The organism is Novosphingobium sp. HII-3 (genome assembly GCF_002916655.1).
GTDB lineage: Bacteria > Pseudomonadota > Alphaproteobacteria > Sphingomonadales > Sphingomonadaceae > Novosphingobium > Novosphingobium panipatense.
The window spans coordinates 266875-281141 of record NZ_PPSM01000036.1 but is presented as its reverse complement, the minus strand read 5'-3'; the positions used below and the strand labels follow the sequence as shown (position 1 = coordinate 281141).

Sequence of the window (14267 nt, the reverse complement as noted above, 5' to 3'; positions counted from 1 at the left end):
CACACAACGTCAGAAACGCCGTCAACGGAGCGACCCACCATGGCCGACGCCGCATCTTCGCTTGCGCCCAGACCCGAAGGGGCAACGGGCGTTCTCGTTCTCAGTGACGGACACGTAGTCTGGGGTCGCGGCTTTGGCGCCGTGGGCGAAGCCGTGGGTGAAGTCTGCTTCAACACGAGCATGACCGGCTACCAGGAAGTCATGACCGATCCCTCCTATGCGGGCCAGATCGTCACGTTCACCTTCCCGCATATCGGTAATGTCGGGGTGAACGACGAGGATCTGGAATCGATGGTCGATGGTGCCGTCGGCTGCGTCGTCCGTGAGGACGTGACGCTTTCCTCGAACTTCCGCGCCGCCGGCGAATATGGGGAGTGGCTGGCAGGCAAGGGCAAGATCGGCCTTTCGGGCGTCGATACCCGCGCGCTGACCCGTCGCATCCGCATGGCCGGTGCTCCCAACGCCGTGATCGCGCACAACCCGGAAGGCAACTTCGACATCCCCGCGCTCGTAAAGCGTGCGCAGGAATGGCCAGGCCTCGAAGGCATGGACCTTGCCAAGATCGTCAGCCGCGAAATCCAGGAGGGCTGGGAAGGCTCGGTCTGGAAGCTCGGTGCCGGGTTTGGCTCCGGCGACGGCGACGAGCGGCCGCATGTGGTTGCGATCGATTACGGCGCGAAGGACAACATTTTCCGCAACCTCGTGAAGGCAGGCGCTCGCGTAACGGTGGTTCCGGCCGAGACGTCGCTCGAAACGATCCTGTCTCTGGAACCAGCAGGCGTGTTCCTGTCTAACGGCCCCGGCGATCCGGCCGCAACCGGCGTCTATGCTGTTCCTGTCATCAAGGCTCTGCTCGAACGCGACATTCCCGTGTTTGGCATCTGTCTGGGGCATCAGATGCTCGGCCTCGCGGCTGGTGCAAAGACAAGCAAGATGTTCCAGGGGCATCGCGGCGCCAACCATCCGGTGAAGCGCCATGCCGATGGTGTGGTGGAGATCACTTCGATGAACCACGGGTTCGCGGTGGATAATACCTGTCTGCCCGACAACGTGGAAGAAACGCATGTCTCGCTCTTCGACGGAACGAACTGCGGCATTTCGATCCGCGGCAAGCGCGCGTTCGGTGTTCAATACCACCCCGAAGCGAGCCCCGGCCCGCAGGACAGCTTCTACCTGTTCGAGAAGTTCGTGGGCATGCTGCGCTGATGGTCACTGCGGGCCGAACTCCCCGCACGGCCTTCGGGCGGTGCCCCGCATCGGCGATCATTGCCGGTGCGGCCAAGGGAGCTTTCGACCCGGCGGGGCGGATTGCTTATGGAAACAGCCTTCTCATAACCAGGAAGGTACCTGAGCAATGACCGCAATCATCGACCATATGATCGCCTACTATGTCGCTGGTCCCGCCAACGACCTCGACATCGCGACGCGGTGGTATCCTTATGGCGAACTCGGCCTCATCATGGAGGACAAGTTCTCCATCGCGAGCCGCAAGTTCGGCCCGAAGGTCCGTAAGCACGCGAAGGAAGCCGGCAAGACATTCCTCGACACCATGATCGCCAAGGGCGCGTGGGAGACGAAGGAAAACGAGTACGGCGGCCGAATGCACCAGTTCCAGTCCGGCACGTTCAAGGACGCCCTCCGCGAGCAGCAGGAAAAAGACCCCATCATTCAAAAGGCGAAGGCAGATCCCGGCTATTGGGATAAAGCCTTCGCCGATCTGTCAGCCTAGGCTGGTAGATCTATACCAAGACACTCAGGACACCCAGGACAGCCAATGCCAAAGCGCACAGACATTTCCTCGATCCTCGTTATCGGTGCCGGCCCGATCATCATCGGACAGGCCTGCGAGTTTGACTACTCGGGGACTCAGGCGATCAAGGCGCTCAAGGAAGAGGGCTACCGGGTTGTCCTGGTGAACTCCAACCCCGCGACGATCATGACCGATCCGGACATGGCGGACGCGACCTACGTCGAGCCGATCACGCCCGAAGTCGTGGCGCGCATCATCGAGAAGGAGCGCCCGGATGCGGTACTCCCCACGATGGGCGGGCAGACGGCGCTGAACTGCGCGTTGGCGCTCTTCAATGACGGCACGCTCGACAAGTTCGGGGTGAAGATGATCGGCGCCGACGCCGACGCCATCGACAAGGCGGAGGACCGTCAGCGCTTCCGCGATGCGATGGACAAGATCGGCCTGGAAAGCGCGCGTTCCGGTGTGGCCCACAGCCTTGATGAGGCTTTCGAGGTACTGGAGCGTACCGGCCTTCCTTCCATCATCCGTCCGAGCTTCACACTCGGCGGAACCGGTGGCGGCATCGCATACAACAAGGCCGAGTTCGAGGCGATCGTACGCTCGGGCCTCGACGCTTCTCCCACCACAGAGGTTCTCATCGAGGAGTCTCTGCTCGGCTGGAAGGAGTACGAGATGGAGGTGGTGCGCGACAAGCACGACAACTGCATCATCATCTGCTCCATCGAGAACGTCGATCCGATGGGTGTCCACACGGGCGACTCCATCACCGTAGCCCCTGCGCTGACGCTGACGGACAAGGAATACCAGATCATGCGCACGGCCTCGATCGAGGTCCTGCGAGAGATCGGCGTCGAGACGGGTGGTTCGAACGTGCAGTTCGCCGTCAATCCCCAGGACGGCCGCCTGATCGTGATCGAGATGAACCCGCGCGTGTCGCGTTCCTCGGCCCTCGCGTCGAAGGCAACGGGCTTCCCGATCGCCCGCGTGGCGGCCAAGCTGGCAGTGGGTTACACGCTCGACGAGATCATGAACGAGATCACCGGGGCCACTCCGGCAGCGTTCGAGCCGACCATTGACTACGTCGTGACGAAGATCCCGCGCTTCGCCTTCGAGAAGTTCAAGGGCGCCAAGAATGAACTGAGCACGGCGATGAAGTCGGTCGGCGAAGTCATGGCCATCGGGCGCAATATCAAGGAGTCGATGCAGAAGGCTCTGCGCGGGCTTGAGACCGGTCTCGACGGGTTCAACCGCGTAACCGCTCTGGAAGGCGCAGGCCGGGACATGATCACGGCCGCCCTGTCCAAGCGGACGCCCGAGCGGCTGCTCAATGTCGCGCAGGCCATGCGCGAGGGCTTCACCGTGGACGAGGTCCACGCGATCACGCACTATGACAAGTGGTTCCTGCGCCACATCGAAGAGATCATTGCCGAGGAATCGAAGATCCTGGAAGCCGGTCTGCCCAATGACGCGCAGGGGCTCCGCAGGCTCAAGGCCATGGGCTTCTCGGACAAGCGTCTGGCGACGCTGGCGGTCCGCTCGGTGGGTGTGGCCGGAGGTCTAGGCGAAACTCAGGCCAAACGGTCAGGGCTTCTTCATGACGCTCTTCGCGCGATGGCGGGTGCAACCAGCGAGAAGGAAGTCCGCCAACTGCGCCGCAAGCTCGGTGTAACGCCCGTGTTCAAGCGGATCGACTCCTGTGCGGCCGAATTCGAGGCGGTCACCCCGTACATGTACTCGACGTACGAGAGCCCGATCTTCGGCGAGCCGGAAGACGAGGCGATGCCGTCGGACCGGAAGAAGATCGTCATCCTCGGCGGTGGCCCCAACCGCATCGGTCAGGGCATTGAGTTCGACTACTGCTGCGTACACGCCTGCTTCGCTCTTGCCGAAGCCGGCTACGAAACCATCATGGTCAACTGCAACCCGGAGACGGTGTCCACCGACTATGACACGTCCGACCGTCTCTACTTCGAGCCGCTGACGGCCGAAGACGTGCTCGAAATCCTGCGTGTTGAGCAGCAGAAGGGTGAACTCGTCGGCGTCATCGTGCAGTTTGGTGGCCAGACTCCGCTGAAGCTTGCGCAGGCCCTTGAGGATGAGGGCATCCCCATCCTCGGCACCTCTCCGGACGCGATTGACCTTGCAGAGGACCGCGAGCGTTTCTCCGCCCTCGTAGACAAGCTCGGTCTCAAGCAACCGGCCAACGGTATCGCGCGCAGCCGCGACGAGGCCGTCGCTGTCGCCAACCGGATCGGTTATCCCGTGCTTATGCGCCCCAGCTACGTGCTGGGCGGCCGCGCAATGGAAATCGTCGATAGCGAGCAGCAACTCGATGACTACATCACGACGGCGGTGCAGGTCTCGGGCGACAGTCCAGTCCTCATCGACCAGTACCTGCGTGACGCCATCGAGTGCGACGTCGATGCGCTTTGCGACGGTGAGCGCGTGGTCGTGGCCGGCGTCATGCAGCACATCGAAGAGGCGGGGATTCACTCGGGCGACAGCGCCTGTACCCTTCCTCCGTACAGCCTTTCGGCAGAAGTCATAGCCGCGATGGAACGTCAGGCGGAAGCGCTCGCCTTTGGACTGGGCGTCCGTGGTTTGATGAACATCCAGTTCGCGTTGAAAGATGGGGAGGTGTACCTCATCGAAGTCAATCCTCGTGCGTCACGCACGGTGCCCTTTGTCGCCAAGGCGATCGGCCAGCCGGTGGCGAAGATCGCCGCGAGAGTTATGGCGGGCGAGAAGCTGGATGCCTTCCCGCCGTTCAAGCGGGATCTTCCCTACATGGCGGTCAAGGAGGCAGTATTCCCCTTCGCCCGGTTCCCGGGCGTCGATCCGGTCCTCAGCCCGGAAATGAAATCCACGGGCGAAGTCATGGGTATCGATGCCAATTTCCCGTTCGCCTTCGCCAAGGCGCAGCTCGGGGCCAGCATGAAATTGCCGGTGGAAGGGACGGCCTTCGTCTCCGTAAAGGACAGCGACAAGGCAATCATACTCCCTGCCGTTCGCACGCTGGTGGAGCAGGGCTTCCGGATTGTAGCCACGGCAGGCACGCAGAAGTATCTGGCAGAGGCCGGGTTGCCCGTCGATCTGGTCAACAAGGTTGCAGAAGGACGCCCGCACATCGTGGACAAGATCGTGGATGGCGAGATCGCGTTGATCTTCAATACCACCGAAGGCTGGCAGAGCCTGGTGGACTCCCAGTCGATCCGGGCCTCGGCGCTCACCGGCAAAGTGCCGATCTTCACCACGGCGGCGGCAAGCGCGGCGGCGGCGGAAGCAATTGCGGCTATCCGCGGGAGCAAACTTGAAGTGCGCTCGTTGCAGGACTACTATAGCTGAGTTCGATCTTGCCTCCCTACATCGCTGCAGATCGCTCCGGCCGAAAGGTCGGAACAGGAGACTAGTCGCAAGACAGGTCCGGCGGCAGGGGGAGGCAACAGGAGGAAGTAGATAAGAATGGCAAGTGTCGAAAAGCTGCCGATGCTCGCGGAAGGCTACGAGAGGCTGACCGCCGATCTGAAGGCGCTGCGCGAAGAACGTCCCAAGGTCGTGGATGCGATCGAGGAAGCGCGTGCCCACGGTGATCTTTCCGAAAATGCCGAATACCACGCGGCCAAGGAACGTCAGGGCCAGATCGAAGCCACGATAGCCGATCTTGAAGACAAGATCACCCGCGCCCAGATCATCGACCCGACGTCGCTGTCCGGTGATAAGGTGATCTTCGGCGCTACCGTCACTCTGCTGGATGATGACGAGAAGCCGGTGAAGTATCAGATCGTCGGTCCCTACGAGGCTGACGCGAAGGTTGGGCGCATCAGCTATAATTCGCCGCTCGGCAAGGCCCTCATCGGGCGCAAGGTTGATGAGGAAGTCGAAGTTACCGTGCCTTCGGGGGACAAATTTTACCTGGTTCAGAAGATCGAATTTGTCTGATTTTTTACAGGTCAGATTAAGAAAAAGGCCGGCTTTCGCCGGCCTTTTTTGTTTCTGAAAGCTCGATCAAGCGTCCGGCAGATCCGGTTCCAGAAGACGGTGCAGATGCACGATCACGTACTTCATTTCGGCATCGTCAACAGTGCGCTGAGCCGCCGACTTCCACGCGTCCTGGGCCGATGCGTAGTCAGGAAAAACGCCGACGAGGTCGAGCTCCTTGAGGTCCACAAACTCCAGGCTGCGCGGGTCCTTGACCCGGCCGCCCATGACGAGATGAAGCTTCTGCATGTGAAAGAGCCGCTTTCTTTATAGGGAGGATGGCGGCGATATAATTTTAGCAGGAGCAGGGGGCAAGTGCGCAACATGCATCCTGTCCGCAGAATAAGAGAACCTCGGCACCTGCCGCATCCCTTTTCAGGCCTACGTGCGCTTTTTCAAATCCTCGACGAAGTGCAGAACCTTTGCAGATCGATCGGCAGCTACGTCGCCAACGCGATGCGCGGCATCCGCAGCCGCATCACCGAAACGACTGGCACGCTTTGCCGTTGCACGGCCAAGGGTTCCGGCTGTGGCGGCCGCAGCAAGACCATACTTCTCAAGGTTATGAACGGCAACGTCGCCCGCCTTCTCGGCCGCTTCGGCGAATCTTGCCGCCTGCCGGCGGGTATCCACTCCCAGATCGTGCGCGTGCGAGCCCATTTGCCGGCCCAGCGCCACGCTCGCGGTTGCTGCTGTTTCCGCCAACCCCGTAGCCTTGTTCACAATGCGTCGGCGAACCCGACGCGGGAGGAGCGCGCTCACGGCGACACCAAGAGCTATGCCGCCGGCGACCGTCAACGCGGGGTGCTTCCTCACGAAAGCGGCAACCTTCTCGGAAGGGCGCTGCTCGGTCGGCCGTGGAGCAAGGGCTACAACGTTAGAGCCGGGAAGGGCCTCTGCACCTTCACCTGCGGGATCGGTGTTGCTCATGGAACCTCTCCTTACTTTGAGACGCGGTTCACAAGATCATGAACCAGACGCATTACGGGATCACGCACAAACCAGATCACGATAGCGACCAAGGTTCCCCCCACTGCGGCAGGGTGTTCCTCAACGACGGCGACGGCCTCATCGAAGACCGCCTGCGCCTGCTCCATCGCCTCGTCAGCGATACGGCCGCCAACGCCGCGATCGGCCAAATCCGCTTTGAAGGCCTGATAGTGGCCTTCAAACTGTGCCTTTGCCGCGTCGCGCGCGACGCGGTCTGCCATGACTTGCGCTGCCAGATTCGGCATTACCCTCGTCCCTCGTTCAGTTCCTGGTGCCGATGATGGCCATCATCCGCTTCAATCGTGCGCGCGCGTTGAAAGCACTGATGATCGCAATCGCCAGAAGCAGGCCGGTCACTACCGCCATGGCGCCCCAGGGGCCGATCACCGGACCGAGTGCTATCACGGTTCCTACGATAAAGGCCATCATCGCAAAGAACGCCACTACAGCCGCAACCACCAGCAGAAGCGCGATTGTCCGGCTTTCCGTGCCGGCATAGGCGGCACGGGATTTCTGATAGGCAAGTTCAGCCTGAGCCAGTGTTTTCGCTTCGTCTGCCAGTTGACGCAGATCCTGCGCCAACGACAGGTTATGGTGGTCTTCCGCCACGGCGGCGAGCGAGGGTACGGGCTCGTGCACGGGGTGTGTCAGGCCAGCCAATTGACGTTACTTGCCCTTGAACAGGCGAGCCAGCACGAAGCCGGTCGCCACCGCCATGCCCACTGCAAGGCCCGGGCTCTTGCGAACGAACTCGCGCGCTTCCTCACTCAGTTCGTCGAGCGACTTCTCGTCCAGCCGGGTGCCAGCATCAGCGAGTGTTTTCGAGGCGCTGCGGACGTACTCACCGTACTTGGCGCCCACCTTCTCATCGATCAGACCGGCGTTCTCATCGATCAGCCGGGACAGGCCGACGATTGCCTGGCTTGCCTTGGCCTTGCCGTCTTCCGCATAGCCGGTCGCCTTGACCTTCGCGTCGGACGCGAAAGCATTGGCCTTGTCCCGGGCATCACCGCTGCGGGTCTTGCATTCGCTGGTGAGTTCGCCGGCAAGAGCCTGTGCTCCAGCCTTGGCTTCTTCTACGGCCTTGCTGAAGTGATTCTTGGCGTTTTCGGAGCCAGTTCCGGTGGAGGTGGTGGGGTCTACCATGCGGTTATCCTTCCTATTCTGCCTCTTGCACATGCAACCGTAAGCGCAAACTTGTCCTAGGCGATGTGCGGACAGAGTAACACAACTTCTAGTCCCTGCTGCAACGCAACTTGTCACATGAAGTTCCCCTGCTAAGACCGCCTCCGGACGGAAAGCGCGCTATGCGCCCGAACGAGGAGACCTGCTTCAATGACCGCGATCATCGACATCCACGGCCGGGAAATACTGGACAGCCGCGGCAACCCCACCGTTGAAGTGGACGTGCTGCTGGAAGATGGCAGCTTTGGCCGGGCCGCGGTGCCGTCGGGCGCATCCACGGGCGCGCACGAAGCAGTCGAACTGCGGGATGGCGATCAGACCCGGTATCTGGGCAAGGGCGTCCTGAAGGCTGTCGATGCGGTCAACACTGAGATCGCCGAAGCGCTTGTGGGCTACGATGCGGAAGACCAGCGCGACCTTGACCTGGCGATGATTGAACTCGACGGCACCGAGAACAAGGCTCGCCTCGGTGCGAACGCGATCCTCGGCACCAGTCTTGCGGTCGCAAAGGCTGCGGCGAATGCGCGGGGGCTGCCGCTCTATTCTTACATCGGCGGCGTTTCCGCGCACGTGCTGCCGGTGCCGATGATGAACATCATCAACGGCGGCGAACACGCAGACAATCCGATCGATTTCCAGGAATTTATGATCATGCCCGTTGGGGCGGATTCGCTGGCCGAAGCTGTTCGTTGGGGTGCGGAGATCTTCCATACTCTCAAGAAGGGGCTTCATGAAAAGGGCCTCGCCACCGCTGTGGGTGACGAGGGCGGTTTCGCGCCGAACCTCGCCAGCACGCGGGACGCTCTCGATTTCGTCATGGCTTCCATTGAGAAGGCCGGCTTCAAGGCGGGTACGGACATCCATCTGGCGCTCGATTGCGCGTCGACCGAGTTCTTCCGGAACGGCAAGTACGAGATCAGCGGCGAAGGGCTTTCGCTGGAGCCGACGGCTTTCGCCGATTACCTGGCGGATCTTTGCGCAGCTTATCCGATCATCTCGATCGAAGACGGCATGAGCGAGGATGATTTCGAAGGTTGGAAGGCCCTGACCGACAAAGTCGGCGGCAAGGTGCAGCTCGTTGGTGACGATCTCTTTGTGACGAACCCGAAGCGTCTCACCATGGGAATCGAAAAGGGGCTGGCAAACTCGTTGTTGGTGAAGGTGAACCAAATCGGTTCTCTCACCGAAACGCTCGAAGCTGTTTCGATTGCCAACCGCAACGGCTACACGGCGGTCATGTCGCACCGCTCGGGTGAAACCGAGGATGCGACCATCGCTGATCTCGCGGTCGCCACCAACTGCGGGCAGATCAAGACCGGGTCGCTTGCCCGCTCCGACCGGCTTGCCAAGTACAACCAGCTCATTCGCATCGAGGAAGAACTGGGCAAGGCGGCGCGCTACGCAGGCCGTAGCGCTTTCGGCCGCCTGAGCATCTGAACCATCGAAGCGGGTGACCGGCGCCACGGGGTGGCCTGGTCACCTGCCACCCTCATCAGCGGTGCCCGATGCTTGCCTTTGCTGTATCGTCCAGCAGCACGACCGAGCGGGACGCTGAAGAAAAATACTCGAGCATCGCGGCATAGCCGCGTGCGCTCAGCTTGACGTAGACGCGGCGAGCGTCGGCAGGGTCAGCCTCGCGGACGAGAAGCCCCTGTTTTTCGAGTATCGTAATCCAGCGCAGAGCGGTTGTGGATGGAACGGCCGAGCCGATGCACGCGCTGGTGACGGAGACGCGTCGTCGCTCCTTGGCTGCGATGAAGAGGTCCAGCAGAATATCCCAGGCCGGTTCACCAAAAAGCTCTTCGGAGCGGAAGATCTTCGTGCGTCGTCTCCGATCGTCATAGTTTTGCCGCGCAAGTTCAACCCAGATGGGATGATCCTGGCAGGCTCGCGTCCTCGCCTCTTCGGAGGCTTCGCCGTTCGCTGCGGGATGATCCAGCAGGACCGCGCGGCTTTCTCCGATTTCTAGCTCACGCGCCATGGCCAGCAGTTCGTTGGCTACCCCGATCAGGCGAATAGCCTTTGCCCGGTTGCGCATAAGCTGGTCTCTGTTCTCCATCAGCTAGGATCACCAGAAGCGGGCCACGTAAACCTTGATGCCAAGGCACGTGGCAGTTGTCCCCATGTGGCGTGAAAGTCCCCAAACCGCAGCCGTCAGGCTGGCCCCTGTGATTTGTCTACTTCATCCGCCACACAGTAAGCATAGGCAAACATCCGCATGTCCGTCTTGCGCAGGCTAATCCGAACCGGAGGTTTCTGGAGGTAAATTGTACTCGCGACTCAGGGCTTCGATCGCCGCGTCTAGATGTGCGGGCGCAAAGAGGGCGCCGAGTGCCTGCATACGGTCGAGAACCGACTTCATGTCCTCGACGAGCGACTTCGCTAGTGCTTCCTTATTCACTCAAAATTCTCCAGCCGATGACTGTCTTCAGCCACCGCGCCCATTGCCATGAGCCATGATTTGCGACCGGTCAGTGAACCTGACCCTTGATTCCGACGATTTAATGTCCGTTTCAGAGTAAAAACGAAAGTGGGCTGAAGCGTTACCGCCTTCGATCCCATTGCCGAACCGGATCTGCACATCTTTCATGAAGGACACGAAAGGGCATCAATTCGTCTCTACGCCGCTTATACTTACCGGAGCGTGTAGTCATTGTTGAAAAATATTAGGTGTATTTGCGTAGTGCTCCGGTCCGCTCGCCGCTCTGCAATGGCAGTACGGCGAGCGAAGAGGCGGCGTCAGGCGCCGAATCGTTCCTTCAGTGCGTGCAATGCGATTGCGGCCTTGGCGGCTTCGCCGCCCTTGTCCTTCTGCGCGGCGTCGGCTCGTACAAGCGCCTGATCCTCATTTTCCACCGTGAGGATGCCGTTGCCGATGGCGATCCCATCCATCGTCAATGCCATGATGCCGCGAGCGCTTTCACCGGCCACGATCTCGAAATGGTACGTCTCTCCACGGATGACCACGCCGATGGCCACGTAACCGTCATAGTCACCCGTTGTCTCCGCCAGCGAGATGGCGGCCGGTATCTCCAGTGCGCCCGGAACCGTGATGACGTCGGCCGTGTGACCGGCCTGCTTCAGGGCCGCCTTGGCGCCTGCGATCAAGAGGTCGTTGAGGTGGTTGTAGAAGCGGGCTTCAACGATGAGAAAACGCGCCATTCAGTTTGATCCTTCAGAAGCCGGGGCCGTGATAGCGCGCTCGCCGACGATGTTCAGGCCGTAGCCCTCCAGGGCTACCAGGGAGTGATGAGTGTTGGTCAACAGGATCATGTCATGGATGCCGAGCTCCGCAAGGATCTGGGCTCCGACACCATAATCGCGCAGCTCTTCGAGGTCCGGGTTGCCGCCGTCGCGAAATTCACGCTTGATTTCGATCGAGCGCGAGATGAGGTTGTTCATTGGCCGGCTGATTACGACGATGACGCCGGAGCCTTCTTCAGCGATCATGTTCATGGAACGCTGCAGCAATTCGGAACGGTCGCCGATATCCTCGCCAAAGATATCGGCGAAGAAGGACAGGGTGTGCATGCGGACCATCGTCGGCTTGGTCGGATCGATGCGGCCCTTGACGAGGGCGACAGTCTCGTCCCCGGTTGCGCGGTTATAGTAGGACCGTGCGACCCAGTCCCCGCCATAACGGGAGTGAAACGCCAGCTCATTGCGCTTTTCGATCATGCGATCATGGCGGCGGCGGTAGGCGATCAGGTCGCGGATCGTTCCAATCTTGAGATCGTGCAGGCGCGCGAAGCCGATGAGGTCATCCATGCGCGCCATCGTGCCGTCCTCCTTCATGATCTCGCAGATCACGCCAGAGGGGTTGAGCCCAGCCAGGCGCGAAATGTCGACCGCGGCCTCGGTGTGCCCGGCGCGGACCAGAACGCCGCCATCGCGGGCACGCAGCGGGAACACGTGGCCCGGCGTCACGATGTCGTTCCGGGTCTTCGTGCCGTCGATCGCGACCGAAATGGTGCGCGCCCGATCGCCTGCGGAAATACCCGTCGTCACGCCTTCGCGCGCTTCGATGGAAACCGTAAAGGCCGTCTCATGACGCGTGCCGTTGTTCTGGCTCATGAGGTTGAGACCCAGTTCGTCCACGCGCTGGCTGGTGATGGCGAGGCAGATGAGGCCGCGGCCGTGGGTTGCCATGAAATTGATGGCGGAGGGCGTGGCCATCTGCGCCGGGATGATCAGGTCGCCCTCGTTCTCGCGATCCTCGTCATCGACGAGGATGAACATGCGGCCATTCCGCGCTTCGTCGATGATTTCCTCGATCGGAACGAGCACTTCGCGGTCGTCGTTAGCCAGCAGAACGCGCTGGAGCTTGCCGAGAGTCTCGGCAGTCGGGTTCCAGTCGGCTTCAGTGCAGTCCCGCAAGGTGTTGGCGTGAAGCCCTGCCGCGCGTGCTAGGCTGGCCCGGCTCATGCCGCCATCGGTTATCAGCCGTCGCACCTGATCAATCACATCGGAAGCCATTGCAATGTCCAATCACACATTATGATGTGAGGGAGCTAGGCTTTCATCACATTTTGATCAAGAGCCTTTGAACCTGGGTGACCGTTTTTCGAGGAAAGCGGCCACAGCTTCCTCGTGGTCTTCGGTCGCATGTGCAGCGGCCTGCATCGCGGATGCCATTTCCAGGAGGCTGGCGAGATCCACTCGGCGCCCCTCCCAAAGGAGGCGTTTCGTCATCCGGACGGCGTGGGGTGGATTGACGGCGATGCGGCGGGCGAGGCTTCGTGCCTCCTCCAGCAACGTCGCGTCCGGGACGACACGACTGACGAGTCCGCAGGCCAGAGCCTCATTCGCGTCGATCGCGTCTCCTGTAAGAGCCATTTCGGCCGCTTTGGTCCATCCGATCACACGCGGCAGAAGCCACGATCCGCCATCGCCTGCGATCAGGCCCAGCTTTACGAAGCTCTCCGCAAAGCGCGCGCTCTGTCCGGCTATGCGCAGGTCGCACATGCAGGTCAGATCACAGCCTGCTCCAACGGCGGCGCCATTTACAGCTGCGATGACGGGGACTTCGAGGCGGGAAAACGCAAGAGGAAGCCGCTGGATGCCGCGTTTGTAGGCAAGGCGGGTCGCCGCGGCAGTCCCTGCGTTCAGCGCGCCACCCGGCCTCATCTCCTTGATGTTGCCGCCGGAGGAGAAGCTTTTGCCTGCACCGGTGAGGATCGCGACGCGGGCACGCGGGTCGGCCTCAAGCCGTTCCAGGCTGGCGAGCAGGGCATCTATCACTTCCATATCCGAGATCGGATTACGCAGTTCAGGGCGATTCAGCGTGAGCAGGACGATCCCGTCGTCATCGCAATTGTACAATACGGCATCGGTCATTCATCGGCCTCCGGAGCGGGCAGGCTGGTCCTTTAGCATGGTGGCGCCCATGCAAAAGAGCCGGGCGGCACAGGCCACCCGGCTTTTTGGACGTCGGGATGCGAAAGCGTCAGGCGTCCTGCTTCTTCGCGCCCATCATCTTGCTGATATCGACCTGCCCTGTGGCGAGGCCGCCCATGAAGCCACCATCGACCGGTAGAACCACGCCGTTCACGACGCCAGCCAGGTCGGAGTTGATGAGGATCAGCGGTCCTGCCTGCTCTTCGGGAGTCGTGTACCGGCCGAGCGGCTCTGCGGCAGCATCCACTACGTCCTTGCCGGACGTCGCGTGGAAGGTCGCCATCATCGGGGTCTGCGTGGGTGAGGGGAGGGAGCAGTTGATCCGTATGCCCTTCTTGATGAGTTGCGCGCCCATGAACTGAGTCCACACGATGACCGCCTCCTTCGAGAAAGCGTAGCCTTCGCTCACCTGGTCCGCGTTCGCTTCACACCATTCAAGTCCCGCCTGAAATCCCTGGGTCGCAAGAAGCTGCATGTGCACGGGTATGCGGCGGCTCCACCCCAGCCCGCCCGTCGACGCGATAGAGACGATGGCGCCCTTGTTACCCATGAGAGGAATGACTTGTTCGGTGAGATGGCGCGTACCCAGAAAGTTGACCTTCATCGTGTCCATCGAGGGAAACCCGCCCCCGCCGGGAAGGCCCGCGCAGTTGAACAGCGCGTCGATCTTGCTGCCTACGCCTGCGACGGCGGCTTCAAGGCTGCCGGGATCGCGCAGGTCGATCTTCGTGAAGGATGCCATTGGCACCGTGCTTTCCTTGAAATCGAAACCATGGACTTCCGCCCCCAGCTCGACGAGCAGCTTTGCGGCGGCTTCACCCATGCCGGAGAAGCAGCCGCTGACGATCACGCGCTTGCCCTTGTAGCCGAGAACATCACTCATCCTATCGATCCTCTCATTGGGGGCGGGAGTGGGCCCGACCTGCCGTTCGTGCAGGTTAGCTACGGCGGGTCAGGGCAGGGG

At 61.3% G+C, this 14267-nt stretch carries 16 protein-coding genes; 5 read left to right on the top strand and 11 right to left on the bottom strand.

Going from position 1 to position 14267, the window contains the following annotated elements:
* The first annotated feature begins 39 nt into the window (after positions 1-39).
* The 4 genes from carA (at position 40) to greA (ending at position 5692) form a co-directional block, all read left to right on the top strand.
* Positions 40-1206 carry a glutamine-hydrolyzing carbamoyl-phosphate synthase small subunit gene (gene carA / locus C2R25_RS14285; RefSeq protein WP_103729842.1) on the top strand — a complete coding sequence of 389 codons (1167 nt, stop codon included), beginning with the start codon at positions 40-42 and terminating at the stop codon, positions 1204-1206.
* 148 nt (positions 1207-1354) lie between these two features.
* Complete coding sequence (locus C2R25_RS14280) at positions 1355-1729, top strand: hypothetical protein (protein ID WP_103729841.1); 375 nt, start codon at positions 1355-1357, stop codon at positions 1727-1729.
* 45 nt (positions 1730-1774) lie between these two features.
* Positions 1775-5098: a carbamoyl-phosphate synthase large subunit gene (gene carB / locus C2R25_RS14275; protein ID WP_103729840.1), complete on the top strand. Its 3324-nt coding sequence runs from the start codon at positions 1775-1777 to the stop codon at positions 5096-5098.
* Between the two features lie 117 nt (positions 5099-5215).
* Positions 5216-5692 carry a transcription elongation factor GreA gene (gene greA, locus C2R25_RS14270; protein WP_103729839.1) on the top strand — a complete coding sequence of 159 codons (477 nt, stop codon included), beginning with the start codon at positions 5216-5218 and terminating at the stop codon, positions 5690-5692.
* 66 nt (positions 5693-5758) lie between these two features.
* On the opposite strand, the gene C2R25_RS14265 is transcribed toward greA, so the two are convergent.
* The 5 genes from C2R25_RS14265 to C2R25_RS14245 form a co-directional block, all read right to left on the bottom strand.
* Positions 5759-5980, bottom strand: coding sequence for a DUF4170 domain-containing protein (locus C2R25_RS14265; protein WP_103729838.1), 222 nt, complete (start codon positions 5978-5980; stop codon positions 5759-5761).
* A gap of 132 nt (positions 5981-6112) precedes the next feature.
* Positions 6113-6661, bottom strand: coding sequence for a hypothetical protein (locus C2R25_RS14260; RefSeq protein ID WP_103729837.1), 549 nt, complete (start codon positions 6659-6661; stop codon positions 6113-6115).
* Between the two features lie 11 nt (positions 6662-6672).
* Positions 6673-6966, bottom strand: a complete 294-nt coding sequence (locus C2R25_RS14255) for a hypothetical protein (protein ID WP_103729836.1) — start codon at positions 6964-6966, stop codon at positions 6673-6675.
* A gap of 16 nt (positions 6967-6982) precedes the next feature.
* The gene (locus C2R25_RS14250) at positions 6983-7360 is read right to left on the bottom strand and encodes a phage holin family protein (RefSeq protein WP_103729888.1); all 378 of its coding nucleotides are present in this window, start codon (positions 7358-7360) and stop codon (positions 6983-6985) included.
* 27 nt (positions 7361-7387) lie between these two features.
* Complete coding sequence (locus C2R25_RS14245; RefSeq protein WP_103729835.1) at positions 7388-7867, bottom strand: hypothetical protein; 480 nt, start codon at positions 7865-7867, stop codon at positions 7388-7390.
* A 189-nt stretch (positions 7868-8056) separates the two neighbouring features.
* Between C2R25_RS14245 and eno the strand changes: the two genes are divergently transcribed.
* On the top strand, positions 8057-9343 hold the full coding sequence (eno, locus tag C2R25_RS14240) for a phosphopyruvate hydratase (protein ID WP_103729834.1): 1287 nt from the start codon (positions 8057-8059) through the stop codon (positions 9341-9343).
* Positions 9344-9398: 55 nt separating this feature from the next.
* Here the strand turns inward: eno and C2R25_RS14235 are convergent, their stop codons facing one another.
* From C2R25_RS14235 to C2R25_RS14215, 6 genes are all read right to left on the bottom strand, one after another.
* Positions 9399-9965: a winged helix DNA-binding protein gene (locus C2R25_RS14235; protein WP_103729833.1), complete on the bottom strand. Its 567-nt coding sequence runs from the start codon at positions 9963-9965 to the stop codon at positions 9399-9401.
* A gap of 177 nt (positions 9966-10142) precedes the next feature.
* Positions 10143-10307, bottom strand: a complete 165-nt coding sequence (locus tag C2R25_RS20485; RefSeq protein WP_158250674.1) for a hypothetical protein — start codon at positions 10305-10307, stop codon at positions 10143-10145.
* A gap of 338 nt (positions 10308-10645) precedes the next feature.
* On the bottom strand, positions 10646-11068 hold the full coding sequence (ribH, locus tag C2R25_RS14230; RefSeq protein WP_103729832.1) for a 6,7-dimethyl-8-ribityllumazine synthase: 423 nt from the start codon (positions 11066-11068) through the stop codon (positions 10646-10648).
* On the bottom strand, positions 11069-12382 hold the full coding sequence (ribB, locus tag C2R25_RS14225) for a 3,4-dihydroxy-2-butanone-4-phosphate synthase (RefSeq protein ID WP_103729887.1): 1314 nt from the start codon (positions 12380-12382) through the stop codon (positions 11069-11071). It lies immediately after the preceding gene.
* Positions 12383-12439: 57 nt separating this feature from the next.
* A complete protein-coding gene (locus C2R25_RS14220) occupies positions 12440-13243 on the bottom strand; it encodes a crotonase/enoyl-CoA hydratase family protein (protein ID WP_103729831.1) in 804 nt (267 codons plus the stop codon).
* A gap of 109 nt (positions 13244-13352) precedes the next feature.
* Positions 13353-14186, bottom strand: a complete 834-nt coding sequence (locus C2R25_RS14215; RefSeq protein WP_103729830.1) for a coniferyl-alcohol dehydrogenase — start codon at positions 14184-14186, stop codon at positions 13353-13355.
* Positions 14187-14267 lie beyond the last annotated feature (81 nt).